Origin of the sequence: Sediminibacterium roseum (assembly GCF_009939005.1) — a bacterium.
Taxonomy (GTDB): domain Bacteria; phylum Bacteroidota; class Bacteroidia; order Chitinophagales; family Chitinophagaceae; genus Sediminibacterium; species Sediminibacterium roseum.
The window spans coordinates 1,383,762-1,408,482 of record NZ_JAACJS010000015.1; the positions used below are offsets into that span (position 1 = coordinate 1,383,762).

Consider the following 24,721-nt stretch of genomic DNA (forward strand, 5'->3'; position numbering starts at 1 on the left):
CTGTTAAATCCGGTTAACAATATTATAGACTTTGTAGTAATTCACCTACAGTTTTTCGAAAAATTAATGTGTTTTTAGTCGCACGAAGTGTGGGTTAATCACTACAATCGACTATGAAAGCAGCAAAAAAATGGTTGCAATTGAAACTATTTCAATTGCAACCATTTGATTTGTAATAAATTACAGATATAAATTTTAGAAGGATGATTTCCTGAAATCCGGTTTGCGTAGTTCTACTGAATTTTAATAATTTTTCTGGTATACAGAATTCTCTACAAGGTAAGCGGCCGTGGCGCCCTTGCCGGTCCGGAACTTTGTTTTGACAGATCTCGGTGAACCGAATCCCGGCAGGTAGCAGATAAAATGGAGATGCGGGCCCCGGGCATAACCGGTGCTTCCGCTCAGGGCGATCAGGTCGCCCTTGTTTACAGAATCGCCCACCGCCACCCTGGCGCCGTTGAAGGCGAGGTGGCTGTACTCGGCTATGGTTCCGTCGGCATGGTAAATAAGGATGTGATTGGCCATTGCCTTGCAATCTTCCCGGAGGCAGGTGGCGGTAAAGCTCTGAACCACATCAATCACCACTCCTTCCCTGGCGGCGCGCACCTGCGATCGTTCCGGGAGGTTAAAATCAAGCGAATTTTCGCCGAGGTGCGTAAATCGGCCATTATAGCCCTGTTCGATGCGGTACTTCGCGCCTTTTTTGAAGGGCAGATCGTAGCGGAAAACACTGTCGTAACTCACCTGTTTCACATCACCAAATACGGCTCGGTAGGTGTAGGAGTAAGATGTTTTGCGGCGCGGGCGTATACCCGTCAGGCTGAACAACCTGAACCGCTGTGCGTATTCCGGAACCACGAATACACCGTCGGAAAAACCGGTGGTAGACAGGTTATCGCGCGTGAGCGTGATCTCAACCGAAACCGGGCAGTACTCCTCATTGCTTGCATAAAAAACGGTTACATCGTTTTCCTTCTCGGTAAAGATCCTCAGGTTGCGTTGCGCAGCAACCGAAAAAGAAAAGAAAACCAGTATAAAAGTTACAGCCGTCCGCATGTATCGTTGGATCATAAAAAAAGCGCAGTTGTTACACTGCGCTTTTCTCTATTCATATTTCATACCAGAAAATACTTCTTAATTATCCGTTGGCTTTTTTTGCACACGGCCGGTTTTCCTGTCTTTTGCACGACCGATCACATAACCGGTGCCTGCACCAACCACACCACCAATAATGGCTCCGCGCGCATCGTTCTTATCGATCAGCATACCACCGATCGCACCGGCGGCTGCACCAATCGCTGTTCCTTTCGCGGCATCGCTCCAACCTTTTTTAGCCGGGGCTTCTGTAGCCGTACCCGAACCTGTGGCAGGCGTTGTGGTAGTTCCACCTACATTTGAAGATGAGGACGAAGAGCCTGAATTAGCAACCCTTCTTCTTGTTGCAGCCAAACGGTTGCGTTCTGCGGCCAGGTTGGCACGTTCATTCTCCAGGGCCTGCAGTCGCGCTGCCTCGTTAGCCTTGGCCTGTTCTTCGGCAATAGCCCTTTGTTTAACGGCAACTGTATCTACAGTAGCCGTATTATCAGGCTTGTTGTTACACGCGGCAAATACCGCCGTGATACTGAGCACCATTAATAACTTTTTCATATACTTCGTGTTAGGTTTGTAAAAATTTACATTCATTACTGTTCCTATAAAACAATCGTGCCAGTAACGGGTATTGCCGTATAAATCTTTATTAAGAAATTCCCATTCTGGGGAATTAAAAATGATTTTGGGGAATTATTTAACACGCAGAGAGTAAACTTCACAGTAGACATTCTTAGGAACTCCCTTGAACGAAAGGCCACTGGATGGAACCTGTAACGCTTGCCTTTACCTTGATCCGCCACCGGTCCTTTCTTCCGCAGGCTCCTCAAAAAGCGTATGCTTGAATTTGTTGTACAGAAAAGAAGCCACCAATAAAATAATACCGAGTATGATCAGGACGATCGTTTTAGAAATGGTTGAAAGCGATGCCAGGTCGTAAAAGAACAATTTGAGCAAGGTTGATCCAAGCAATACCATCGCCGCGATGCGCAGGTGTTTTCTTTTCCTGAGGATCCCGATCGCAATAAGCACCAGCGCATATAATCCACAGATGATGCTCAACCCCAGTTTGTATTGGTTGTTGTATCCCATTACATCCATCCAATGCACAAATTCGTTACAGATAACCGTGAGCAAAGCGATGTTGAACAGCATTGAATAAGCCCGCGCCGAAACCAGGGAATTGAAAAATGCAAGCTGGTTTTTCTTAAGCGCGGCGAGCAGTAGTGCCACAGCCGCAAAACACATGTACCGTATGCCCAGCATAGCCAAGGGCCGCCCCGTGTGGTGCTGAAGGTAAGATTCCCTGATCCAGCCGATCGCGTTCAATCCTTCCGTAAACAAACCAAACATGCAGAAAACAGACACAACGGCCATCAGCACCGTGATACTGCTCTTTCGCATATACCTCTGATTGAGGAACAACCAGGCGCCTGCATAAAGCATGCTGTAGATCAGTACCCACAACGTCTGAAAATTAGCAGCCTGCACATAGTGATGGCTGATGTAATCGCCAAGCCACCAGAGATCGAGCTCAATCAAAATATTTATATACAACAGGCCAATGAACAACACCGGCAGAACCATGCTGAAAAAATAACCTGTCCATTCGGTTACCGCATTCCTGTTCTTTACGGCGATCCAACTCATCGCCGCAAGACAACCACACACGAGTGTTGCATTTACAAAATCGATGTTTGCAAACGCTGTTTCTACTGCTTGTGGCATTGTTGTGCGAAAAAGAACCTGGGAATGCGTGCTCCAGTCCATCAGCAAACTGATCAGCGTTAATACCACCAGCGAGAACGAAGCAAGGAGGTAAAGGTTTCTTTTCTCCTGGTAGCCGATGAAACACAATACAGTAGCCTCCATCACCCATAACATCGTGATCCATGTATTTGAAAAAGCGATGGGTACGGCAATGGTTATAAAGGAAATGCCAAGCCCCAGAACAAATACCACAACGGAGGCATCTACCAGTCTCATCCTTCGTATCCACAAACCCACCGCCAGGTGCACCACTGCATTGGCAAGCGTAAAAATGGTTAGATAGGTTTGGTTAGCGAATGAATGTGAAATGAATTGGTACCCGATGAGAAAAAACACAAATGCATTGATCAGCAATACCACAATTTCCCCGAGCTGGTACATTTCTTTTTTCAGGATCTTATACGACAGGAACGCGGCGTAAAAGACCAGGAAGTTCAACGTTAAAAAAATAAACTGCAATGCAAAATGATCCTTCTGCACGTGTTCGATGGTGATGGTCAACAGGAAGATCAGCCAGCTTATTGCAAACGCGCTCCGGTAAATGAGCTTCCAGTCTTTCTTTACCGAGAGCACCAGCAACCCGCCATTGATGATGGACACGTAAGCAAACAACACCAATACTTTTCCACTTCCGTCGCTTAACAAAAACGGAACTGCGTAGGCACCAACCTGCCCGAGCAGCGCGATGATCTTCCTGTTGTACCAAAGCGCCATCCACACTGCGAGGGCGGTGGTGGCCACCATCAGAAAAAATGCAACGCCCTGCGGGAAAAGGTCATAAAAATCATACGCTATAAAAGTGATGAAATAAAGGATGGTTACACCGCCGCTCATGATGACCGAGCTGAAATCGTGGTATTTTGTTTTGAGTTTTTTGGCGATGGCGAGTAAACCAATGGCCAGTGCATATCCCGAAACAACGCGCGTCGCCGGACTGACCAGTTCTTTATCGATCGCATATTTTACACCGATAAAAACGCCAACCACGGTGATCAGTATCCCGATCTTGTTGATGATATTGGTGCCGATGAGGTCTTCCAGTTTTTTCCCGGATACCCTTACATGTGGCGTAAATGTTTGGGAAACGATCTTCTTCGCAAAAACAGGCTTCGCAGGAACGGTAGTATGGATTGTTTCACCAGCAGCTTGTATGGTATCCGGTGCTTCAACAGGATCGGCAGATGGCGTAGCAGCAGTATTTTTCTTCAACGATTCTATTTCAGCGCTCACACGGTCAAGTTCCCTGTCGATCCTCTGTTGTTGAAAACGGAGGGTCCTGAGTGTATGCTCCAGTGAATCGAGTTTATCGTTACTGTTATCGTCCATAAGCGGAACCTTTGATTACTGATTACTAATTAGCAATTAATAATTAGAATTTAGTGGGTATCATTATTGTTCTTTTGTTCTTCGTTTGTAAACAAGATAAGTCCGTTGAACCGACCGCAGGTTGGCAACCGCTACATAATTTGAATCGGGATAAACGCCCGGGTATTTTTCTTTCGGGAGCCAGTTCTCGCCCAGCACAATGTAATTGCCTGTAAAGTTTTTGATACACGACAAAGTTGCCTCGTAACGCGGTTTTAATTTTACAGGGATCGACGGATATTTTGGCATCAGCCTGTTGATGGTGATGGGGAAGAACTCGTAACACGCCGATGGGTTCCTGCTGTAAAAATTAAGCACCCCGTCCGTTAAAAAAAGAACGCGCTCGCCGGCTGGAATTATTTTGCTGATCGAATCGTTCACGGCGATCTCGGACCTGAAATTGGATAGGTTGTATTGCATCACGTTTTTAGAATGACTGATCACCGGCGTGGAAAAGAACAGGTACATCAACAGCGCAGGCAATGCAATACGCAGGTCGATAAACTTTTTGAGCATCGCAAAATACGCCGTGCCCTCAAACTGAAGCACGCTCCTGGTGAGCAGCAACAGGAACAACAGCAATCCAAAATAATGATAAGAAAAACCGACCTGCAGCACCACCGTAGGAACCACGAGCGCAAACATAAGCGCCGCAGGAAAAATAAATTTCCAAAAAAGTGGTTTGTCTTTTTTGTTTTTGATCCATACCAACACGATCAGAACCAGGCAACATACAAGCGACAACATATAGGCCTGGTCTATGCATACAAACCGGTAAGTGATCCTGAAATAATCAAAGAAACGGCGCAGGTTGAGCCCATTGCCCTGGAGCAGTTTGGCAGTTTCCAGTTCTTTCCAGCTGATGAGAATGGAAGTTCCGAATACGATCACAAGCGCTAAGGATACGATCCAGTAATTGCTTTTCCTGAAATAAAAAAAAGAAAAAACAAGCACCGCTCCTGCGTACAGAAGGGTGATGCCTTTTAACCCGGCCACATACCCCAACAGGATCCCTGCAATAATATCGAATACAAGTTTTTGCTGCGACAAAAAGAAGACCGCATACAACAACAAACCGATGGCCAGGTGCTCGGCCTGCATGAACGAATCCGATCCCGCCGTGACCAGGAAAATGGAAGTGATGAAAAACAATTTCCACTGGTTTTTTACAGACGCATTGTGGCTCCTGGAAAAAAGATAGGCCCCCAGAACAAGGAACGAAAGGAAGATCATTTGAACCGCAACAATAAAACTGTATTTGTTCTCCCAGAGATGGAGCGGTTGTGCAAGTTTGTAAATGCCGTAATAAACGGCCCTGTTGTAAAAAGGTTTGAGTTCAAATGTTTCGAGTACGTTACCGGGGAAATGTTTGGCAGATGCATTGGAAATATTGGCCGAAGCGAAAAATATCTTCTGGTCCTCCTCAAACGGGTTGAAGGCACGCTGAACAACGAAGCCGGCGAAAACGACAATGATGAGAAAGTAAAGCAGTTTGTTCATACGGTTGTGTTGGAAGAATGATCGCTGCCGTGTTGCCGTTACCATCACGGTCTTTTCGATCGCTCATAGCTTTTCTTGATCTGCCTGAAATCCCTGATCGCCTTGAGGCCGATCTTTGTTATGCTTTTCAGGTTGATCGAATTTTTACCCGCCTGCCTTGGTTTGAAAGTGATCGGGATCCATTTTACGGGAACCTTGTCTTTTACGATCAATGTTGACATCACCACATTCGAAAGAAAAGAATCCGCCGGTATCAACCCGAGGTATTTGCGGAGCGTTGCTGCATTGATGAGCCTGAATGGTGTATTGGCATCCGGAACGCTCACGCCGAAAGTGGCCAGGAGCACAAGTTTCAGAACTTTGGTAACAAACACCCTGCTGCTTCCGTCCTGCCTGTTGTTGCGAACGCCGATCAGGAAATCGTATTCGTTGCGGTTCTCCCAGAACGCCTGGAACTCGTTGGGGTCGGTGTGCCCGTCAGAATCGGTTTGAAAGATCCAGTCGGCATTTCTTTCGAGCGCCAGGTTGTAACCAAACAGCAGCGTTCTTCCATGGCCTGAATTGGGTTTGGTGATGGCTTCGAGGTAAGGATATCTCTTACCCAGTTCGAGCATTTTGGAATAGGTATCGTCTTTACTGCCATCATCGATGATGAGCAGCCTGCTGTTGCCACCGATCTTCTCCACCACGGGGTGCCACTGCGCCACAACGGATTCGATGTTGGCCGATTCATTGTAAGCAGGTAATATGATGTAGAGGGTCTGGGGCATTGGAGTAAAAGTAGTGGGATTTTTGTTAAGTTGGGATTGAATATGTAACGAAGCGGATTTTTTTGTTTTGACGGCAAGTCCGTTTCAAATGAACACGCGGCTCATTGCATCAGGCTTCTTCTTAAAAAAAACACATGGCGGCCTGGTCCCGCTTACACAAAAAATTTCAGCGCTCACCTGATCAATACCGTTGTTCCTGAAAAAATCATCTTCCTGCCATCGCCCTGGGTAGCCTCAAACATCCAGACATAAGTGCCCATGGGTTGCGGGATGTTCCTGTAACTGCCATCCCAACCCGTTCCCACGGAGCTGGATTCGAACACCACCTGCCCGAGCCGGTTGTAAATGCGGAACACAAAATGCGACACTTTGCCCAGCGGGTTTTTCAAAGGTTTGAGGATATCGTTCTTACCATCACCGTTTGGCGTGAAGGCGGATGGAACGTAGATGGCCTGCAGCGTATCGCAATCTCCTTTCTGCGGTATGCTGAAAGCAAAGGAATCAACCAGGCATTTGGCCGCGTTGAAAATTTTTACCGCGTGTGTGCCCGAAGACATGTTCCTTACTTCAATCCCTGAATTATACATCCCGCCCGCCACCTCGAAACGATAAGGGCCCTCTGCACCCGAAACGACAACTTTGATGTTTCCCGTTCCCAGGCAGATGTTGTGGGTTATGAAAGAATCGATCACAGGCACCGCAGTTGAAACGGGAACAACCACCAGCGTGTCGTAAATGCAGTTACCGGTTTTCAGTTGCACCCTGTGCGCACCTGGCGGTAGGTTTGTAAAATGATTTTTTGTGCCAAAATTTCCGTTGTCGATCCTGAGACTGTCGATCGCCGCCGAAGCGTGGTACCACACTGTTATTTCACCATTCTGTGCGCACACCGAACCCGGAACGATTGCAATATCAGAGACCGGGTCGGAAATGGAATATGCGGCGATGGTGAACGGCAATTCTTCTGTGGTGCATTGCGTGCTGTCCCTCACTTTCAGTTTATACTGTCCCGCCTGCAACCCCGTGATCTTTGGCGATGCGCTTACGGGCAAACCGCTGATCTCGAAGTGTAAAGGTGCTTTTCCTTCTGTTGTTTGTACTATTACACCGCCGGTAGACCTTGCGCAGGTATCTGCCTGTATCGACGCGATGGTGGCTACTACTTTTCCCGGCGGGTAAATTTCCACGGCGGTATCGATCCTGCAACCATTGCTGCTTTTGATCTGCAGGTTCCAGGTACCGGGCGTTGCGGGTTCGTTGAAGGTTATGGGTCCTTTCCTGTTGAGCGCCTGTTTTATTTCGTTTCCATGCGTTAACGTATAACTGATGCCTGAATCGCCTTCAGCGGTATAGGCATGCAATGCGATGCGGGTATCGGTTTGGGGGAAGCAGATGGGTGTGATGCTGATGGTCTTTGCAAGGATAAAAGGCTGTTCACCGGTTTCATTGTAACTGGCGGCATCGAATACTTTGTCATCCTCAAGACTGAACGATGCACGGATATTGCCAATCTTTTTGTTATCGATATCGATCTCCACCAGGTGCGTGGTGGTTCCGATGGTTTCAACGCCATAAACACGGTTGCCGGCGCAGTTTTCGCTCACGTTTACCAGGCCTGCAAACACACGGCCGTTGGTGGGTATGATCACCGACGTGCCCGTTAACAAGAAGTCCTTGGTTACTTCAACGATGCCCTCGTCGGCACTGAGGTAGAGTTTGCCCTTGTAAAAAACCATATCACCCGATGGCGTAAAAGGAAGGTTCGTGGTGTACCCTGAAAAAAATACAGTGCTGGTCCTGTACAGGTGCTTGTACCTGTTTTCGAAGGCCCACAACACGCCGTTGTTGTCTACAGTTAACGTATTCGCGCCACCTGGAATGTAAGGAAGCAGATCGGTTTTCTTGGGAGACACGGGATCGAGCACGGCACTGTGCAGGGTATGGGTGGTTTTGTCGAGGAAATAAAGGCTGTCGCGGTACAATGCGATGCTGCCGATGTCCCAGTTTTTTACGGAGGATATATTCTCCACCTTGAAATTGTTCCCCATGTCAACTGAGAACAGCCCTTTTGTTTCGGTGCTTAAAAATATGATCTGTGCTGACAGACGGTTAGCTATCAAGCAGGTCAGCAAGACCCCTATTAAGCAGTGTTTAAGGAGTTGGTGGCGCATGGGTGTTTTAAATATAAGGAATACTGACGGGATTTATCGGCGGCACCCGGCTATTCCATCGTAATGAAATCGTCTAAAAAATTATGAAATACCGTTCCGGTCGATTATCTTGAAGTGCCTAAACAAATCCCCCCTCCAGGCTTCCGTGTTTTTTACGGCGTATTTTACCGCAGTGATTCGTGTTTTTATTGTTGTTACACTCACATTTCTGTGACTGTAGTACGCGGAGCGTGAAAAAATCTCTGGGCGGCATTGGGTATCCGTACGTTTAGAAATAGCCGAAATCAATTACTCAGGGTTTTCGGGTTTTGTAATTTGGTTTTAGCTAATCGGGTTTGTAGTGGACAAGGCAGCAGTGGGATCAAGGATGGCTCAACCTTCGCAAAGCCTATAACGTTGTAGGCAATCTATCGGACACACTAAATATACATACCAAAACAAACAATAATGGACACAACCTTAAAGTTGAAACTTGAGCAGCTTCATCAAAGAGTAGACTCATTAAAAGACCAAATTAATACCGAGGAAGCAACCAAAAACGCGTTTGTGCTGCCTTTCATACAAATTCTTGGCTATGACATCTTCAATCCAACTGAGGTAGTTCCCGAATTTATATGTGATATTGGTACAAAAAAAGGTGAGAAAGTGGATTACGTTATAAAAAAAGACAACGAGCCTATTTTGATAATTGAGTGCAAACATTGGAAAGAAAATGCTGATGCACACAATTCACAACTTCATCGATACTACCACGTTTAAAAAGCTCGTTTTGGCGTTCTTACTAACGGAGGGGTTTATAATTTCTATGCGGACTTGGCGAAACCCAATATAATGGATGAAAAGCCATTTTTCACTTTAGATCTTTCTAACTTGCAGGATTCAAATTTAAAAATTTTAGAAAACTTCACGAAAAACGGATACAACCTTGAAGGAATTTTAGATTCAGCCGAAGCACTCAAATATATTAAGGCAATCCGAAATGAATTCGAGAAGGAAATACAAAACCCGTCTGATGATTTAATCAAGCTTTTAGTTAGTAGATTTTTCGACAAACCTCTAACTTCCTCTAGGCTTGCCACTTTCAGGGAATATTCCAAAAAAGCATTCTCTGGCTCTATTAATGAATATAAACTTCAGGTTAAAAAATGCTTTAAGCATCAATGACGCTATTCCTTCGAAAGATGAAGAACAAATAGTTGCAATTGATGAAAATTCCGATGCTGTTAAGCTAATTACCACAGAGGAAGAAATGGAAGGGTCGCAGATAGTAAAGGCAATTTTGCGTGAGATACTTCCAGCTAAAAGAATTTCTTTCAGAGATACTCAGTCATACTTTGGTGTATTACTAGACGACAATAATCGTAAGCCACTATGTAGACTGCATTTTAATTCTTCAAACAAGTACATAGAACTATTTAACAATGGAAAAGAGAACGGAGAAAGAAAATTGCTTGATACATTAGACGATATATACAAATACAAAAGCGAATTGCTGACTACTGCTTCAAATTACGAGAAGTAAAGACTGCCTACAACATTGGTTTTGCAAAAGTTGGGCGATTATGGCCCATCAGCTGTGGGAATTCTAATCGACTTTTGTAATTTGGCTTTAGCTAATCGGGGTTTAGTGGCCAAGCCAGCAATTGGATCACAGAATGCCCAACCTTCGCAAAGCCTTTAACGTTGGTGGCAGGTAGTTTAGGCACACCGAATTGAAAAACTGATAATCCTAGATGTTTAAAACACCCGAAATACCGACAGATAATTTATATAAGTTCATTGCCCTTTTCGGCTTGATTATTTTCCTATTTAGCATTTATCAGATTGTCAATGAACAAAATTATTTTTTTGAAAGCATCAAACAAGACAATATAGAGGAATACTAAAATGCAAACAAAACTTGACTTATCCAAACTTATTTTAACATGTATGCATTGATTGCAAAACGCAATATTGCAACCTCATACACTGTTCACTTATGCATCATTGCGTATCATACCGTATCATTGTTACCCATAATTCATCCCCCACTTCCTAAATCTGTTACGAAATAAAAGTAGTAACCGAAATAGTCACAACTAATTGGCTAACAAAGGCAAGAAAAGGCAACTATCGGCTAATGAAACTCACTGATAATGAATATAAACGCCATAAAACGTGCATGAACAGTTAGCCGGGCTACTTCCCAATACAAAACTTACTAAATATAAAATCCAACTGATCCTCATTCGTAATCTGCCCCGTAATGGTTCCGAGGTAATGCAGGCATTGGCGGATGTCTAAGGCGAGGAGATCGCCGGGCACTTTGTCTTCGAGGCCGCGTTGCACATCGGCAAGGGCGGAGCTGAGTTTGCGCAGGGCATCGTAATGCCGCGCGTTGGTTACGATGGTGGATTCGGTATTGAGATCGCCTTTGATCGCTTTGGAAACAAGGGCCTCTCGGAGCGCGTCTATATTCGTATTGGCCCTGGCGGAGATGTAGATGATGTTGGCGAAGTCCGCAAACTTTTGTTTCGCGGCGGCTTCGTTGCCGTCGGTCTTGTTGCCGATGAGGATGTACTGTATGTTCTCTGCTTCAAAACCATTCACCACGTTCCGTAATTCCGCTGCGCTGATCTCGTTCACGTCAAACAGGTACACGACCACGTTTGCGGCGCGCATTTTTTCGTAGGAGCGCTCTACGCCTATGCTCTCGATCTTGTCCTGTGTATGTTCACGGATGCCCGCGGTATCGATCAGGCGGAACAGCACGCCGTTGATGTTGAGCACTTCTTCGATCGTGTCCCTGGTTGTTCCGGCAATATCGCTTACGATGGCGCGGTTCTCGTTGAGCAAGGTGTTGAGCAGGGTCGATTTACCTGCGTTCGGTTTACCGATGATGGCCACCTGCACACCGTTCTTGATCACATTTCCCAATTGAAAGGAACTGATGAGCCGGTGCGTGGAAAGTGAAAGCTGGTTGATGAGCGCAGTGAGCTGCGACCTATCTGCGAACTCCACATCCTCCTGCGAAAAATCAAGTTCCAGTTCAATCATCGCCGAAAAACGGATGAGCTGTTCGCGCAGCTGGTGCAGGTCGGATGAAAAGCCGCCGCGCATGCTGTGCAGCGCCGTTTTACGGCTCGCTTCCGTATTGCTTGCGATCAGGTCGGCAACGGCCTCTGCCTGCGTAAGATCGAGCTTGCCGTTGAGAAACGCACGTTGTGTAAACTCGCCCGGTTTGGCAATGCGCACATTTCTTGCAGTGATGGCCTGGATGATGTTCTCCTGTATGAACGGCGAACCATGACAACTGATTTCTATCACATCCTCCCCCGTATAAGAGCGTGGGCCGCGGAAGAGCGACAACACCACTTCATCGAGCATCTTTTCCCCATCGTACAAAAAACCAACCTGTATGGTATGCGATGGCTGTTTGGCAAGGTCTTTCGAAGGAAACATGGCGTTGAGCACGGCAAAGGTTTCTTTCCCGCTCACCCTGATCACACCAATGGCACCGATGCCCGGCGGTGTGGCCAGTGCTACAATTGTGTCGTCCCATCCGGAGAGTTGTCCAAGCATTTTGCAAAGATAGTGAACGGTGGGCAGGAGGCGTACGGTGTTTCAAGCCTGGTTAATGGGTAAAAGGGCGGATGGTCTTTTTCTTCAACCCTTTTACCCAATGTACACGCTATTCATTAACCATAAACGTGATGGTCTGTCGTTGCCTGTATTTCACGTTTCTCCCGTTCTGAACGGCGGCGATCCATTTCTGGCTCTTCTGGATGGCTTTTATGGCCTCTTCTTTTGTGCCGTAACCTGGATCATTTTCTGCGCGGATCTCGCTGAGATAGCCGCCCTGGTCCACAACAAACGAAACAACAACCTTGTAGCTTCCCACAGGTGCGCCATTGTCACCGGGAACGTCGCGGTTGAGGTTGCGTTCGAGGAACTTTCTCCAGGCTTCCATGCCACCGGGGTACTGCGCTTCCTGTTGCACGGTGATGAAGATCTTGTTTTCATCGGGCTCCTCTCTCAATGATTTCTTGCCGACACCCGTTTCTTTTTCAACCGGCGCCGCAATCACGTCGGGGTCTTTCTCACCGGTAATGTTGATCGTACCGATCGCTGCATCGTCGAGCTTGGCTACTTCGGCTATCTGTTCGTCCGGTTTTACAAGTTCGTCCTTAACAATTTTGGGTGGCGTTGCGTTTACGGTTTCTACCGGTGGAAGCTCCTTTGGTTTTTCTTTCGGCGGTTCGATCTTTTCTTCTTCCTGTTGTTTTACATTTTCAAGTTCTACAACCACCGAAGTTTCCACGGCCTGCTTTTTCTGATCGCCTGCCAGCAGCGAACCAACCACCAAAAGCAGGCACACCACGAAGGTTCCCCCGATCGCATAGCGGATGCGTTTGTCGTAACTCTTGCGGAGTTCATACGCGCCATAATTCTTGTTGCGTCCATCGAACAGGATGTCGAGGAGATCTGCTGTAAGAATGTTTGTCTTTTCCATAATAGTAGGTTTTACTATTATGATCCGCGAACACGAAAAAATCCACATGCGTTTCCGGTGAGAATATTTTGCAGAAATTCCATAACACCGCTGCGGCTTGGCTGGTGAACGCCGGGATGATGAGCATTGCCTTGCATTACAGAACTCCTACCAAGGATCGTGTTCGATGTATTTCAAGGCCGCCCTATGCGCAAAAAAAGAACCACGCAATCAATGCGTGGCTCTTAGTAATGAATTATTCAAAGCGCGGATCGTAAGGCGCGCAGCAACAGCTGAGTCCTAATCTTCCGACACCTGGAAGGTGATACTTTGTTTGTGCCTGTAGATCACATTCCTACCGTTCTGAACGGCTGGTGTCCAGGCTGGCCCCTTCTGGATGGCCCTGATGGCTTCCGCTTTTGTACCGTAACCCGGGTCGTTCTCAGCAACTACATCGCTGATGGCGCCGGTCTTGCTTACGATGAAAGATACGATCACGGTGTATTTGCCCGGAGGCGCACCATTGTCGTTCGGAACGTCCCTGTTCAGGTTGCGCTCGAGGTATTTGATCCATGCCGAGGCACCACCCGGGAATGAAGCTGGGATCTGAACCACGGTAAATACTTTATCGTAGTCTTCTTCCACTTTTGGCGCTTCCACCACACCGGTTCCTTTTTCAGGCGGCGGGGCAACGATACCTTCGTCTTTCGCACCTTCCTGGTTAATGGTACCGATCTTGGTATCTTCCAGTTTTTCTACTTCTTTGATCTCCTCTTCGGGCTTAACTTCTTCATCCTTCACGATTTTCGGAGGGGTGAATTTTGCCATTTCCACTTTTGGCGGTTCCTGCTTTGGTGGTGGTGGTGGTGGCGGTGGTTCGGGCTTTTTAGCCTCGTCTACCTTGGCCAGCTCCATATCAACCACAACCTCCGCTTTTTTCTCTTTCGGGGCGTTGTTCGCAATGATCGAGCCCACGAAAAGAAGCGCACAAAGGGTGATCATCCCGATAATGGAATAACGGATCCTTTTGTTGTACGTTTTGCGGAGATCATACGCACCATATTCCTTGTTCCTTCCGTCAAAAAGGATATCGAGGATATCTGCTGATTTGATTTTGTTTGCATCCATGATTAAAAACTTTTGTTAGTAACGATGATAAAAATTCGATTTTAGTTCGACGCCTGCGCGGCCGACTTCGCCACGAGCTGCTCTTCGATATCGGTGATATCTACAAGCGCGTAGCGTGTTGACACCGTGATCGTCATTTCATCAAGGATATCTACCAGGTTTTTGTAAGTTGATTCTTTTGAAGGTTTGATGATTACCACATAATCCTTCAGTTCTCTCACGGTTGACTTTTTACGCATCAACACATCGCGGATATCGTGAAAATTGGACGATTTGAAGTTGGATGCCGTATTATCCAGTTCTCCTTCATAGTAAAAAACAGTATTGTCTTTTCCCATGAGAACGGTAATTACACCCGACTGTTTCGCCTTGTTCTGATCTTCAGGATTATCTACGTCCTTGGGCAAGGTCAGCTTCATCGCTGTGGCCTGGCTCATGGTTGTGGTGAAAATGAAAAACGTGATCAGCAGGAAGCCGAGATCCACCATCGGTGTCAAGTCAACCCGTGTCGATAATTTCTTCGACTTCTTGACCCCAGGACCTTTCTTATGGCCTCCGCCGGAGGTATCCATTTCTGCCATGTCGGTAGAATTTAGTTTTAATTAGCAATTTGTTTACTCTTCCCTTTTCTCTCCAGCCTGCATTTTCTTCCAGAGATCCGTTCCTACAGGCACGCCTTCAGGATTGGTGATCATCTGGAATTTCATGAAGTCGTTCTTCTTGAACGCCGTAATCACACTTTTGAACGCCGGGAACTTGGCCGCGTTGTCTCCTTTTACAAGGATGTTCGGGGCTTTCCCGCCCTGGTATGCATCGCGGACCAGGGTCATCCACGTAATCAACTGGTTATTAGAAGAATCCTTCACCGGGATCCCTGGCAACAGGTTTCCTTTGCGTTGGTCTTCAGGTGTTTCCAGGTATGATTTCAGTTGCTCAAACGGAGCGCCGATGAACAGCGCCGTTTTGAACTTCTGTACGTCTATGCCGAGATTACGGGTACTGTTCAGCGCATTGGCTATGCTTTCCTTTTTTTGTTCGTCATCCATCGTAAGGAACACTTTGCCGTCCTTGTCAAAGATTATCTCTACAAAATCCTTCTGCGGGGCCACTTTCGCCGCCACAGATTTAGGGATCGTAACAGCGATGGCCTCCGAGGGCTTGAATTTCGTTGTTAAGATAAAGAATGACAACAACAGAAAGGCCACATCGCACATGGCTGTCATGTCGATGCTGGTACTCTTACGAGGTAATTTGGCTCTACCCATTGTTATTGATTTAAGAATTTCACATTATAAGATTCAAATCTTCGCACTTTCCATAAACAATCCTGCGATTATTTGTAGTTAGCGGCAAAACTTTGTGTTAAAGTGAAACCTGACTCGTCAATACCATAAGTAATACCGTCGATACGCGTTGTAAACACGTTGTACATGATGATCGCGATCGCCGAAGTACCGATACCCAATGCCGTGTTAAACAGGGCCTCAGAGATACCTTCAGAGAGTGCACGTGCCGCATCACCGCCACCTTCCTGGCCGAGTGCAGAGAACGATTTGATCATTCCCATTACCGTTCCCAACAGACCCAAAAGGGTTGCTACTGAGGCGATGGTTGACAGGAACACGAGGTTCTTCTCGAGCATTGGCAGTTCAAGCGCCGTTGCTTCTTCCACTTCTTTCTGGATATTCAATACTTTCTGCTCTGTATTGAGCTCTGTATTGGTGATCATTTCTTTGTATTTTTTCAGTCCTGCTTTCATCACATTACCTACAGAACCTTTTTGCTTGTCGCAGGCAGCCAGCGCTTTGTCCACTTCCTTATTAGCCAGGTGGAACTGCACGGTGCGAACGAATTCAGCGATGCTTCCGGTACCGGCTGCACGTGAAACCGTGAGGAGCCTTTCGATACAGAAAGTAAGAACCGTTAATGCACATCCGATCAGGATAGGTACGATGATACCACCCTCGTACATTTTAGTGAAAGTACCTTTAGGTCCTTTATGATCAGGCCAGAAACCTCCGTTCGGATCAGGTTGTGTAAAGTTGCCGGGAGCACCGATCACGAAACGCCAGATAACGTACCCGAGAATGATACACAAAAGCGGCGCGAGCCATGAAATAGAATTACCGCTCTTTTTAGCGTGTGCAGGAGACGGGCTTTTTACCGCAGCAGCTGCAGTGGGTTTTGTTTCAGCCATGATTCAATTGATTTTTGGTTTTTTAAAAATTACAGTTGATTTAAAAAAAATGTTTGTTTCCGCAATTCTACTGAAAATTGTGTTGAAAAAACAAAACAATATTTCAAAAAAGTAAAAAAGTGGCTTACAAAATAACTATTTTATTGAAAGGCGCCAATTTAGTTTTTGTTATCCTTTGGGTGTGTTTTTAATGGGGTTTTAACGCCCCGGAAACCAGGGTTCAAATGGTCCTCCGGGATACAGATTCCGGGGTTACGGATCTCTGTTTTTTTCCTGGCCCTTACATTTTGCTTTCGTGCTTTTCCGGGCCTGCCGTTTTGCTACCAAAGAACTTCGACAAAGCTGAACTTTGAATTACGAAATCCGTTCGTACTTCGTACTTCCCGCCTGGGTTTTTAAGAAGTGCCAAGATACTGCATCAAACCAAAGCGCCCCAACTCTTTTCACCGACTTATTTCGCCTTTTCACCATTGGTAACATTGGTAATAAAATAAGAGGGGTTTTTCGGAGAGACCCTTATCTTTAAAAATTATTCAACACTATTTTATACTGTATTATGAAAAAACAATTACTCATCCTCGCGCTGATGGCTACTACAGCCGGTTTTGCGCAGAGAGACACAACCAACCCTGCACCTGCCCCGGTAGGTGGGGTTCCGAGAGGCGCGGGTGCGTTCCCCGGCCTGGGCGGCGCGGCTGCGGCCGGAAAGCCAAGGCCTTACAAGGAAGTGATCACCGATAAAGCAGTTACCAAAAAAGGGCTGTTTACGGTGCACAAAGTAGAAGACAAGTATTACTTCGAGATCGGCGATACTTTGTTGAGCCGTGAGATCCTCACCGTAACCCGCTTTTCAAAAGTACCGGGCGGTGGCGGCCAGTATGGTGGTGAACAAGTGAACGAGCAAAGCATCCGCTTTGAAAGAGGGCCGAGCAACAATCTCTTTGTACGCGTGGTTGCACTGATCAGCACCGCTGATTCTACAACACGTATCGCCAAGGCCGTTGCCAATTCTTACCTCGACCCGATCGCTGTTGCATTCCCGATCGCGGCATACGGCAAGGATTCTGCGAGCTATGTTTTTGAAGTAACCGATTTCTTCAAGAGCGATAACCAGCTCATCGCTTTAGACGCCGGCGCAAAACGCCAGTTTGGGTTGCAGGCGCTTGCGAGCGACAGGTCTTACATCCAAAGCATCAACACATTCCCGATCAACACCGAGATCAGAACGGTGAAAACCTATTCTGCTTCAGCAGGCGCCCCAGGTGGTTTTCCTGGTACGCCGGGCAGCAGTTCGCTTCCTGCAGGACGTGCAGCAGGCGCTGTTACCGTGGAGCTGAACACTTCTATGTTGCTTCTTCCTAAACTGCCGATGTACCGCCGTTTGTTTGATTCAAGGGTAGGTTTCTTCGCAGACCGTTTTACGGTGTACAGCGATGACCAGCAGAAAGTAGACAACCAGACCTTTGCAGTAAGATGGAGGCTCGAGCCAAAAGCGGAGGACCTTCAGAAATATTTCCGCGGCGAACTGGTAGAGCCCGCCAAACAGATCATCTATTACATCGACCCGGCCACACCGAAACAATGGGTTAAACCATTGATCGATGGTATCAACGACTGGAACGTAGCTTTTGAAAAAGCAGGATGGAAAAATGCGATCGTTGGTAAAGAATGGCCAAACGATCCGAACATGAGCCTTGAAGATGCACGTTACTCTGTGATCCGTTATTTCGCTTCCGATATCGAGAACGCATACGGGCCGCAGGTACACGATCCACGCAGTGGAGAGATCCTCGAGAGCCATATCGGCTGGTACCACAACGTAATGAAACTGGTTCACGACTGGTACATGGTGCAAACCGCAGCGGTAGATCCGAAAGCAAGAAAAATGAAATTCGATGATGAGCTGATGGGCCAGTTGATCCGTTTTGTATCATCACACGAAGTGGGCCATACCCTTGGCCTGCGCCACAACATGGGAAGCAGCAGCAAAACGCCTGTGGAAAACCTGCGCAACAAAGCATGGGTTGAAGCAAATGGCCATACTGCATCTATCATGGACTACGCACGTTTCAACTATGTAGCGCAGCCTGAAGACAATATCTCGGAAAAAGGATTGTTCCCACGCATCGGCGATTACGATAAATGGGCGATCGAATGGGGATACCGTTTTCTTGGTGAGAACGATGTTGAGAAAGACATGAAGATCAACAACCAGTGGATCATCAAGAACATTGGCGGTAACCCACGCCTGTGGTTTGGCGGCGAAGGCCGTGGCAACGATCCACGCGCACAAACAGAAGACCTTGGCGACAATGCTGTAAAAGCAAGCGATTACGGTATCAAGAACCTGAAACGCGTGTTGGCAAATCTTCCTGAGTGGACAAAAGAAGAAGGCGACCATTACGAGAACCTGAGCGATATGTATGGCCAGGTTATCGGACAGTTCGGCCGCTACATGGGCCATGTGAGCCGCAACGTTGGTGGTATCTACGAAACATTCAAATCAATTGAAGAGCCGGGAGATGTTTACGAACCAACACCAAAAGCAATTCAGAAAGATGCGGTTTCATTCATCAACAAACAATTGTTTGCAACACCAACCTGGTTGCTGGATAAAAACATCCTCAACAAAATTGCACAACCTGCAACAACTGAAAGAATTCAAACGCTCCAGGTGAGCACTTTGAGATCTTTGCTCGATGGAACGCGCCTGGGCCGTTTAACAACCAGCGCAAACCGTTTTGGCGCAGGTACGTATACTGCCGATGAGCTTGTTACTGATGTTCAGTCGGAAGTGTTCAGCGAACTCGCTTCACGCAAACCAATCGACAACTACAGGAGAAACCTGCAGAAAGAATTTGTTGAGCAACTGATCACGCTCGGAAATCCTCCGCCGCCGGTTACGCAGCAACTTGCTCCGGGTATCTCTATCACAACAGGTATTTCCAAAACAACAGATGTTACTTCTATTGCGAAAGGACACCTGAGAAGCCTGCAGTCAGAAGCTTCGGCTGCTGCTGCCGCTTCAACTGATAAGATGACGAAATATCACTTACAGGATATTGCTGACAGGATCAAGAAAGCACTGGATCCTAAATAAGATCATGGATCTTATCACAGCCAAAAAGCTCCCGCAAATTGCGGGAGCTTTTTTTTGTGCAACCACGGAAACTCATGTTAAAATTCGGCACACAAGCTGCAGATCTGTTTTACAGCCCATTCATGTTATACCTTTGCATAAACCTCGCTTATGAAATATGCGATCTGTACTTTGTTGTTATTCGCCACCCTCTCTTTGCATGCCCAGAAAAAAGAACGGTGGGGATACCTCCGCGATAGTGTAACGAATGAGCCGATCGCGTTAGCGAGCGTTACCAATACCAATACCGGTAAAACGGTGGTAACCAATGCCAGCGGCCGGTTCAGGATCGATGTTGCAGAAAACCATGTATTGTCGTTTGCAGCGGTTGGTTATTTTTTCGACACGATCCATTTCAACAAACAATATTTACTGCAAGATACCATTGCCTTGTACCTCGCGCCGCTGGCGCATAGTCTTGGCAATGTTACCGTAACCACCAAAGGCATGAGCCGGTACCAGCTCGACAGCATGGAACGCCGCGCAGAGTTCCTGCAATCCACCGTGGGATACAAGATCCCCACTTTTTCGCAGGCCAATTCAGGCGCGGGCATCGCACTGAACCTCGACCGTTTTTCGAAAAGGGAAAAAACAAAACGCCGCGCTTTTGATTTTTTTGAATCGAACGAGGTGCAGGCTTACATCAACTACCGGTTCTCACCCGAAATCGTTGCAAAATACTCCAACCTGAAAGGGGATGCGCTGCGCGACTTTATGCAGCAATACCGGCCAACCAATGCGTGGCTAAGAAGCAATACCAGCGAGGTTGATATTATGTATTACATCAATGATAAACTCAAGATCTATCACGGTAAATAAATAAGGATTTATTAACCCTGTTGTTTCAGGATATGCATCATTCTTATGGCCTATTCGTAGCGGAGTGCAACGATCGGGTTTAGTCTTGCTGCTTTTAGTGCAGGGTAAATGCCTGCAAGCAATCCTACCGCCGAGCACAATAAAATGCCGATAAAGATCCATAGCCATGGGATCACAAAGCTGGTCTTCAAGAGTATGGTGGCTATGTTGCCGACGAGCAACCCGGATGCAATTCCAAACACGGCGCCCAGCGTGCTGATGATGAGGCTCTCGAAGAGAAACTGCTGGCGCACGTTCCTGTTCTTTCCGCCGATGGCTTTTACAAGGCCCACTTCCTTCGTACGTTCATTTACCGATACGAGCATGATGTTCATCAGACAAATGGCAGAACCGATGAGCGTGATGCCCCCGATGGCAATGGCTGCGCCCGTTATGCTTCCTAGGAAGCCGATGAACATTTCGGCAAACTTGTCGCTGCGCTCGATCACAAAATTAATGTCTTCTGTAGGTTCCAGTTTCCGCACGGCGCGGAAAACGGATGTGGCCTCTTCCGTTGCCACATCGAGATGCGCAACATTACCTACCATAACACCAAGCATGTAAGACGGATTGGAATTCTGGAAATTACGAACGTTGGTATACGAGGTGAGCAATACATCATCCTGCCGCATCATGGCGCTGGAGCCCTTGCTTTTGAGCAGTCCCACCACGCGGTATGGCAGGCTTCCCACGCGGATGACCTTGTCGATGCATTTTTCCGGCCTGTCGCCAAACAATTTCGTGGCCACATTGCTTCCCATCAGGCAAACGGCGCGGCCGCTGGTTACATCGAGGCTGTTGAGGTTCCTGCCCTGTTCTATAGAGTAGCCGTTCACCACCAGGTAATTCTCATCGCCGCCCCACAAAGTGATCTGCGGGTTGGTCTTTTTTTCCTCGTAATGAATTTCCTGTGCGCCGGGTCCCCGCCTGTAAACGGCTACCACCGCATCCGGGAAATTGAAATTGGTTTTGAAAAGTTCCGCTTCTTCTTCGCGGATGGGTTTACCGAGGTTGGACTTTTTCTCCCGCAGGCCACGTCGTTTTTTCTTGATGTCGTCGTTGCCGTTGTTGAAACCGTTCCGCGATTCTTTGTAACGGATGTTGAATGCATTCGCGCCCATCGATGAAAAACTTTCTTTGAGGCTCTGCTCCATGGCGCCGATGGCGGTGATGATGCCGATCAATGCCATAATTCCCAATGCAATGATGGCAACGGTTAAACCGGTACGCAGTTTATTGCTCCGTACGGTGCGCCAGGCGAGAACGAGGGAATCGGTGGTGGTCATGCAGGTAAATTGTTCTCCATAAAGATAGGAGATTAAGGAGACAAGTTACAAGATGGCGCGTCTTCCCGCCTTCTTTCCTTAAAAGTATCCGTGTTCCTTAAAAATAGAACCAGTTCAGTATAAACGACGGGAACAAACCGGTAAAGATGATGAACGCCGCCACGAGCAGGAGCCCGATCTTGTATGCGCCGCTTACCTCGGTTGCCTCTGCGTCGCCTTCTTTGAAATACATCGCCTGTATCACCCGGAAATAGTAGTATACGCTTACTGCCGCAAACAATACGGCAACCACGATCAGCCACATAGGGCCGCCCGCCTTTACTACAGAAGCAAGCATGTAATATTTTGCGAAGAAGCCGGCGGTTAACGGGATACCGGACAACGACAGCAAACAAACCGTGGTTGCCAAGGCAAGCACCGGTTGTGTTTTTGCAAGACCGTTGAACCCTTCAAACGTGTAATCTTTCATTTTGATGAGCACCGAGAAGATGCCGATGGTTGCCAGGCTGTAAGCCGAGGCATACAGCAAAATACCTTCTTTAGACAGGTCGTTCTCACCATACAGGGCAAACAACATAAATCCTGCCTGTGCAATGCTCGAATACGCCAGCATGCGTTTTACGCTTTGCTGGAACACGGCCGTGATGTTGCCGATGAGCAGCGTTGCGATGATGACAAACCCCAGTAAAATATGCCATGTAGGGCCCAGTGCGCGTGTATGCTGTTCAAACAAGCGCATGAAGGCGATAAAGCCCGCTGCTTTTACGATGGTTGCCATGAAGGACGTGAATACGCCGGGTGCACCGTCGTAAACATCGGGTGTCCAGAAATGGAAAGGCGCGGCTGAAACTTTGAAACACATTGATACGAACAACAATATCATACCGGCAATCTCGAGAAAAGAAGTGTGCGGTATGAGCCCGCCGGCAACGAGTGATTTATCGATGCCGAGCTGGAAGCTGCCTGTTGCGCCGTAGATAAGCGCAATACCCATGAGCATGATGCCCGTGGAGAAAGAACCCATCAAAAAATATTTCAAAGATGCTTCGTTGCTCTTGAGGTTCCTTTTGTCTGCGCCGGTGAGTATGTACAAAGGGATAGACATGATCTCTATACCGATGAACAACATCAGCAACCCATTGTATGAAGAGAGGATGGTTACACCGCAGAGTACAAAAAAGATCAGCGCGTAACTGTCGGCCACATTCACACCCATTTTTTCGATGGTCTTACCGCTCAGCAGCACATACACCAGGGTGGCAGCGATGGCGATGGTGTTGAAATACATCCCGAACTGGTCGTAGTTGAACAGGTCTGTGCGTTTTACGTGCACCACAAAAATGCCATAGCTCTGGAACAGGTTGGCAACCAGCAGCAGCAGCAATCCTGAAACAGCGATGGCCGTGTAGGTAGATTTATTTTTGAACATGATGCCACTGAACATCATGACAACACCCAGTAAAGCAGAAACGATGATTGCATTCATAACTTATCGTGATCTTATCCCCCCAACCATACTGTGGGGGAAACAAAATTTATTTATCGGTTAACCACTATTGCGTTTACAGTATCTTTTGTAAGGTCGATCAACGGTTGCGGGTATACGCCCAGCGCGATGATGATGAGCGCCAGCGCCACCAGTATCCATTTCACATTTCCACCGATCTCTGTTGCATTGGCGGTGATCTCGTTTGTATTTCCGTACAATACTTTCTGAACCATGTTGAGTGTGTAGATGGCCGCGAGTATCACGCTCACCCCTGCCGCTGCCGCCATCCATATATTGTACTGGAACAGCCCGTTGAACATCAGGAACTCACCAATGAACGCGTTGGTCAATGGCAGGGCGATGTTTGCAAAGGCCATCACCACCAGTAATATGGCCAGTGCCGGCGCCTTTTGTGCAAGTCCGCCCAGCTCGCTGAGTTTGCGTGTACCGGTTTTTTGCTCCACAACATCTGCGATGATCCACAAACCGATCACGTTGATGCCGTGGTTGAACATCTGCACCATCACACCTTCCATTCCTGTTTTGTTGTGGGCGAAGATGGCAGCGCACATCAACCCGATGTGGGCGATGGATGAATACGCGATCATCCGCTTCAGGTCATCCTGCCTGATGGCAATGAGCGATGCATACAGCATACCCACCACCGACAAAATGATCACCCAGTCCGCAAAATGAACCGAGGCATTCGGGAAAACCGGAAGCAGCCAGCGTACCGCGGCGAAGATGCCCATCTTAACCATTACACCGCTTAACACCATGGTGGTTGCGGTAGGCGATTGCTCGTAGGCATCGGGCTGCCAGGTGTGGAACGGGAACACCGGCATCTTGATCGCGAAAGCGATGAAGAACAACCAGAATACCCAGCTTTCCGCTTTGGCGCCGAGCACCACGCTGTAAAACGAACTGAGCGCAAAAGAATGATCAGGGGTTTGAAAATAGATATACAATATTCCCGCGAGCATCAGCAAAGAGCCGAGGAAGGTGTAAACAAAGAATTTGAAAGTAACTGCGATCCTTTTTTCGCCGCCCCAGAGCGAGCAGAGAAAATAAACGGGGATCAGCGCCAGCTCCCAGAAAAAATAGAACAGCAAGGCATCCATGGCGAGGAACACGCCCATCAGCCCGGCCTGCGTAAGCAACATCAACCCATAAAAACTGCCCGGGTTTTTGTAATCGTTGCGGTAAACGGCAATAAAGATTACAGGGAAAGAAACGGCTGTGAGCAGGCAAAGCATTTTGCCCATACCATCCATCGATACGCTGAAACGGCTGCCGAGCTCGGCGAGCCAGGGTACGTTGTGGTAAAGATTAGCGGATGGCAGGCAGTAAATCCCCGTTATTGCAACAGCGAGTGTGACCAGGGAAGCAAGCAATGACCATGCTCTTGCCGCGCCCGCTCCGTTTAAGAAGAAGCTGGCCAGGCCGGTGATCAACGGTATCAATATGAGAGAAACAGAGATCATATCT

Annotated in this window: 20 protein-coding genes; 5 read left to right on the top strand and 15 right to left on the bottom strand. The window is 47.4% G+C overall.

Annotated elements, in window-relative coordinates:
* Window positions 1-243: 243 nt before the first annotated feature.
* The 6 genes from GWC95_RS17105 to GWC95_RS20005 form a co-directional block, all read right to left on the bottom strand.
* Entirely contained in the window at window positions 244-1,071 is an 828-nt protein-coding gene (locus GWC95_RS17105) for a M23 family metallopeptidase (protein WP_161819925.1), read from the bottom strand.
* A 63-nt stretch (window positions 1,072-1,134) separates the two neighbouring features.
* On the bottom strand, window positions 1,135-1,647 hold the full coding sequence (locus tag GWC95_RS17110) for a YMGG-like glycine zipper-containing protein (RefSeq protein ID WP_161819926.1): 513 nt from the start codon (window positions 1,645-1,647) through the stop codon (window positions 1,135-1,137).
* A 228-nt stretch (window positions 1,648-1,875) separates the two neighbouring features.
* The gene (locus GWC95_RS17115) at window positions 1,876-4,185 is read right to left on the bottom strand and encodes a DUF2339 domain-containing protein (RefSeq protein ID WP_161819927.1); all 2,310 of its coding nucleotides are present in this window, start codon (window positions 4,183-4,185) and stop codon (window positions 1,876-1,878) included.
* 63 nt (window positions 4,186-4,248) lie between these two features.
* Window positions 4,249-5,724: a hypothetical protein gene (locus GWC95_RS17120; protein WP_161819928.1), complete on the bottom strand. Its 1,476-nt coding sequence runs from the start codon at window positions 5,722-5,724 to the stop codon at window positions 4,249-4,251.
* A 44-nt stretch (window positions 5,725-5,768) separates the two neighbouring features.
* Window positions 5,769-6,494: a glycosyltransferase family 2 protein gene (locus GWC95_RS17125; RefSeq protein ID WP_161819929.1), complete on the bottom strand. Its 726-nt coding sequence runs from the start codon at window positions 6,492-6,494 to the stop codon at window positions 5,769-5,771.
* A 173-nt stretch (window positions 6,495-6,667) separates the two neighbouring features.
* Window positions 6,668-8,524 carry a gliding motility-associated C-terminal domain-containing protein gene (locus GWC95_RS20005; RefSeq protein WP_161819930.1) on the bottom strand — a complete coding sequence of 619 codons (1,857 nt, stop codon included), beginning with the start codon at window positions 8,522-8,524 and terminating at the stop codon, window positions 6,668-6,670.
* A 588-nt stretch (window positions 8,525-9,112) separates the two neighbouring features.
* On the opposite strand from GWC95_RS20005, the gene GWC95_RS19825 reads away from it, so the two are divergent.
* From GWC95_RS19825 to GWC95_RS19835, 3 genes are all read left to right on the top strand, one after another.
* The gene (locus GWC95_RS19825; RefSeq protein ID WP_237722190.1) at window positions 9,113-9,424 is read left to right on the top strand and encodes a type I restriction enzyme HsdR N-terminal domain-containing protein; all 312 of its coding nucleotides are present in this window, start codon (window positions 9,113-9,115) and stop codon (window positions 9,422-9,424) included.
* Between the two features lie 72 nt (window positions 9,425-9,496).
* The gene (locus GWC95_RS19830; RefSeq protein WP_237722191.1) at window positions 9,497-9,829 is read left to right on the top strand and encodes a hypothetical protein; all 333 of its coding nucleotides are present in this window, start codon (window positions 9,497-9,499) and stop codon (window positions 9,827-9,829) included.
* A complete protein-coding gene (locus GWC95_RS19835) occupies window positions 9,786-10,187 on the top strand; it encodes a hypothetical protein (protein ID WP_237722192.1) in 402 nt (133 codons plus the stop codon). The genes GWC95_RS19830 and GWC95_RS19835 overlap by 44 nt, the downstream gene beginning before the upstream one ends.
* A gap of 656 nt (window positions 10,188-10,843) precedes the next feature.
* On the opposite strand, the gene mnmE is transcribed toward GWC95_RS19835, so the two are convergent.
* The 6 genes from mnmE to GWC95_RS17165 form a co-directional block, all read right to left on the bottom strand.
* The gene (gene mnmE / locus GWC95_RS17140; RefSeq protein ID WP_161819931.1) at window positions 10,844-12,226 is read right to left on the bottom strand and encodes a tRNA uridine-5-carboxymethylaminomethyl(34) synthesis GTPase MnmE; all 1,383 of its coding nucleotides are present in this window, start codon (window positions 12,224-12,226) and stop codon (window positions 10,844-10,846) included.
* A 109-nt stretch (window positions 12,227-12,335) separates the two neighbouring features.
* Window positions 12,336-13,157 carry an energy transducer TonB gene (locus GWC95_RS17145; RefSeq protein ID WP_161819932.1) on the bottom strand — a complete coding sequence of 274 codons (822 nt, stop codon included), beginning with the start codon at window positions 13,155-13,157 and terminating at the stop codon, window positions 12,336-12,338.
* A gap of 279 nt (window positions 13,158-13,436) precedes the next feature.
* Window positions 13,437-14,264, bottom strand: a complete 828-nt coding sequence (locus tag GWC95_RS17150; protein WP_161819933.1) for an energy transducer TonB — start codon at window positions 14,262-14,264, stop codon at window positions 13,437-13,439.
* A gap of 41 nt (window positions 14,265-14,305) precedes the next feature.
* Window positions 14,306-14,845 carry an ExbD/TolR family protein gene (locus tag GWC95_RS17155; protein WP_161819934.1) on the bottom strand — a complete coding sequence of 180 codons (540 nt, stop codon included), beginning with the start codon at window positions 14,843-14,845 and terminating at the stop codon, window positions 14,306-14,308.
* Window positions 14,846-14,878: 33 nt separating this feature from the next.
* Complete coding sequence (locus GWC95_RS17160; protein ID WP_161819935.1) at window positions 14,879-15,529, bottom strand: ExbD/TolR family protein; 651 nt, start codon at window positions 15,527-15,529, stop codon at window positions 14,879-14,881.
* 68 nt (window positions 15,530-15,597) lie between these two features.
* Window positions 15,598-16,461, bottom strand: coding sequence for a MotA/TolQ/ExbB proton channel family protein (locus GWC95_RS17165; protein WP_161819936.1), 864 nt, complete (start codon window positions 16,459-16,461; stop codon window positions 15,598-15,600).
* A 556-nt stretch (window positions 16,462-17,017) separates the two neighbouring features.
* Here GWC95_RS17165 and GWC95_RS17170 point away from each other — a divergent pair.
* Both GWC95_RS17170 and GWC95_RS17175 read left to right on the top strand, forming a co-directional pair.
* The gene (locus GWC95_RS17170; RefSeq protein ID WP_161819937.1) at window positions 17,018-19,561 is read left to right on the top strand and encodes a zinc-dependent metalloprotease; all 2,544 of its coding nucleotides are present in this window, start codon (window positions 17,018-17,020) and stop codon (window positions 19,559-19,561) included.
* A 150-nt stretch (window positions 19,562-19,711) separates the two neighbouring features.
* Window positions 19,712-20,419 (top strand): carboxypeptidase-like regulatory domain-containing protein, encoded by a 708-nt coding sequence (locus tag GWC95_RS17175; protein ID WP_161819938.1) that lies wholly within the window; start codon window positions 19,712-19,714, stop codon window positions 20,417-20,419.
* Between the two features lie 50 nt (window positions 20,420-20,469).
* Here GWC95_RS17175 and GWC95_RS17180 read toward each other — a convergent pair whose 3' ends face one another.
* The 3 genes from GWC95_RS17180 to GWC95_RS17190 form a co-directional block, all read right to left on the bottom strand.
* Window positions 20,470-21,744, bottom strand: coding sequence for an ABC transporter permease (locus GWC95_RS17180; RefSeq protein ID WP_161819939.1), 1,275 nt, complete (start codon window positions 21,742-21,744; stop codon window positions 20,470-20,472).
* 97 nt (window positions 21,745-21,841) lie between these two features.
* Window positions 21,842-23,230 (bottom strand): NADH-quinone oxidoreductase subunit N, encoded by a 1,389-nt coding sequence (locus GWC95_RS17185; protein WP_161819940.1) that lies wholly within the window; start codon window positions 23,228-23,230, stop codon window positions 21,842-21,844.
* A 53-nt stretch (window positions 23,231-23,283) separates the two neighbouring features.
* The gene (locus GWC95_RS17190) at window positions 23,284-24,717 is read right to left on the bottom strand and encodes a complex I subunit 4 family protein (protein WP_161819941.1); all 1,434 of its coding nucleotides are present in this window, start codon (window positions 24,715-24,717) and stop codon (window positions 23,284-23,286) included.
* Window positions 24,718-24,721 lie beyond the last annotated feature (4 nt).

Bases quoted from the DNA above. Each gene is read 5' to 3' on its own strand.
- GWC95_RS17115 (WP_161819927.1), bottom strand. From the start codon at position 4,185: ATGGACGATAACAGTAACGATAAACTCGATTCACTGGAGCATACACTC.
- GWC95_RS17105 (WP_161819925.1), bottom strand. From the start codon at position 1,071: ATGATCCAACGATACATGCGGACGGCTGTAACTTTTATACTGGTTTTC.
- GWC95_RS17165 (WP_161819936.1), bottom strand. From the start codon at position 16,461: ATGGCTGAAACAAAACCCACTGCAGCTGCTGCGGTAAAAAGCCCGTCT.
- GWC95_RS17125 (WP_161819929.1), bottom strand. From the start codon at position 6,494: ATGCCCCAGACCCTCTACATCATATTACCTGCTTACAATGAATCGGCC.
- GWC95_RS19825 (WP_237722190.1), top strand. From the start codon at position 9,113: ATGGACACAACCTTAAAGTTGAAACTTGAGCAGCTTCATCAAAGAGTA.
- GWC95_RS17120 (WP_161819928.1), bottom strand. From the start codon at position 5,724: ATGAACAAACTGCTTTACTTTCTCATCATTGTCGTTTTCGCCGGCTTC.
- GWC95_RS19835 (WP_237722192.1), top strand. From the start codon at position 9,786: ATGAATATAAACTTCAGGTTAAAAAATGCTTTAAGCATCAATGACGCT.
- GWC95_RS17145 (WP_161819932.1), bottom strand. From the start codon at position 13,157: ATGGAAAAGACAAACATTCTTACAGCAGATCTCCTCGACATCCTGTTC.
- GWC95_RS17190 (WP_161819941.1), bottom strand. From the start codon at position 24,717: ATGATCTCTGTTTCTCTCATATTGATACCGTTGATCACCGGCCTGGCC.
- GWC95_RS17110 (WP_161819926.1), bottom strand. From the start codon at position 1,647: ATGAAAAAGTTATTAATGGTGCTCAGTATCACGGCGGTATTTGCCGCG.
- GWC95_RS19830 (WP_237722191.1), top strand. From the start codon at position 9,497: ATGGATGAAAAGCCATTTTTCACTTTAGATCTTTCTAACTTGCAGGAT.
- GWC95_RS17160 (WP_161819935.1), bottom strand. From the start codon at position 15,529: ATGGGTAGAGCCAAATTACCTCGTAAGAGTACCAGCATCGACATGACA.
- GWC95_RS17175 (WP_161819938.1), top strand. From the start codon at position 19,712: ATGAAATATGCGATCTGTACTTTGTTGTTATTCGCCACCCTCTCTTTG.
- GWC95_RS17170 (WP_161819937.1), top strand. From the start codon at position 17,018: ATGAAAAAACAATTACTCATCCTCGCGCTGATGGCTACTACAGCCGGT.
- GWC95_RS17180 (WP_161819939.1), bottom strand. From the start codon at position 21,744: ATGACCACCACCGATTCCCTCGTTCTCGCCTGGCGCACCGTACGGAGC.
- GWC95_RS17155 (WP_161819934.1), bottom strand. From the start codon at position 14,845: ATGGCAGAAATGGATACCTCCGGCGGAGGCCATAAGAAAGGTCCTGGG.
- GWC95_RS17185 (WP_161819940.1), bottom strand. From the start codon at position 23,230: ATGAATGCAATCATCGTTTCTGCTTTACTGGGTGTTGTCATGATGTTC.
- mnmE (WP_161819931.1), bottom strand. From the start codon at position 12,226: ATGCTTGGACAACTCTCCGGATGGGACGACACAATTGTAGCACTGGCC.
- GWC95_RS17150 (WP_161819933.1), bottom strand. From the start codon at position 14,264: ATGGATGCAAACAAAATCAAATCAGCAGATATCCTCGATATCCTTTTT.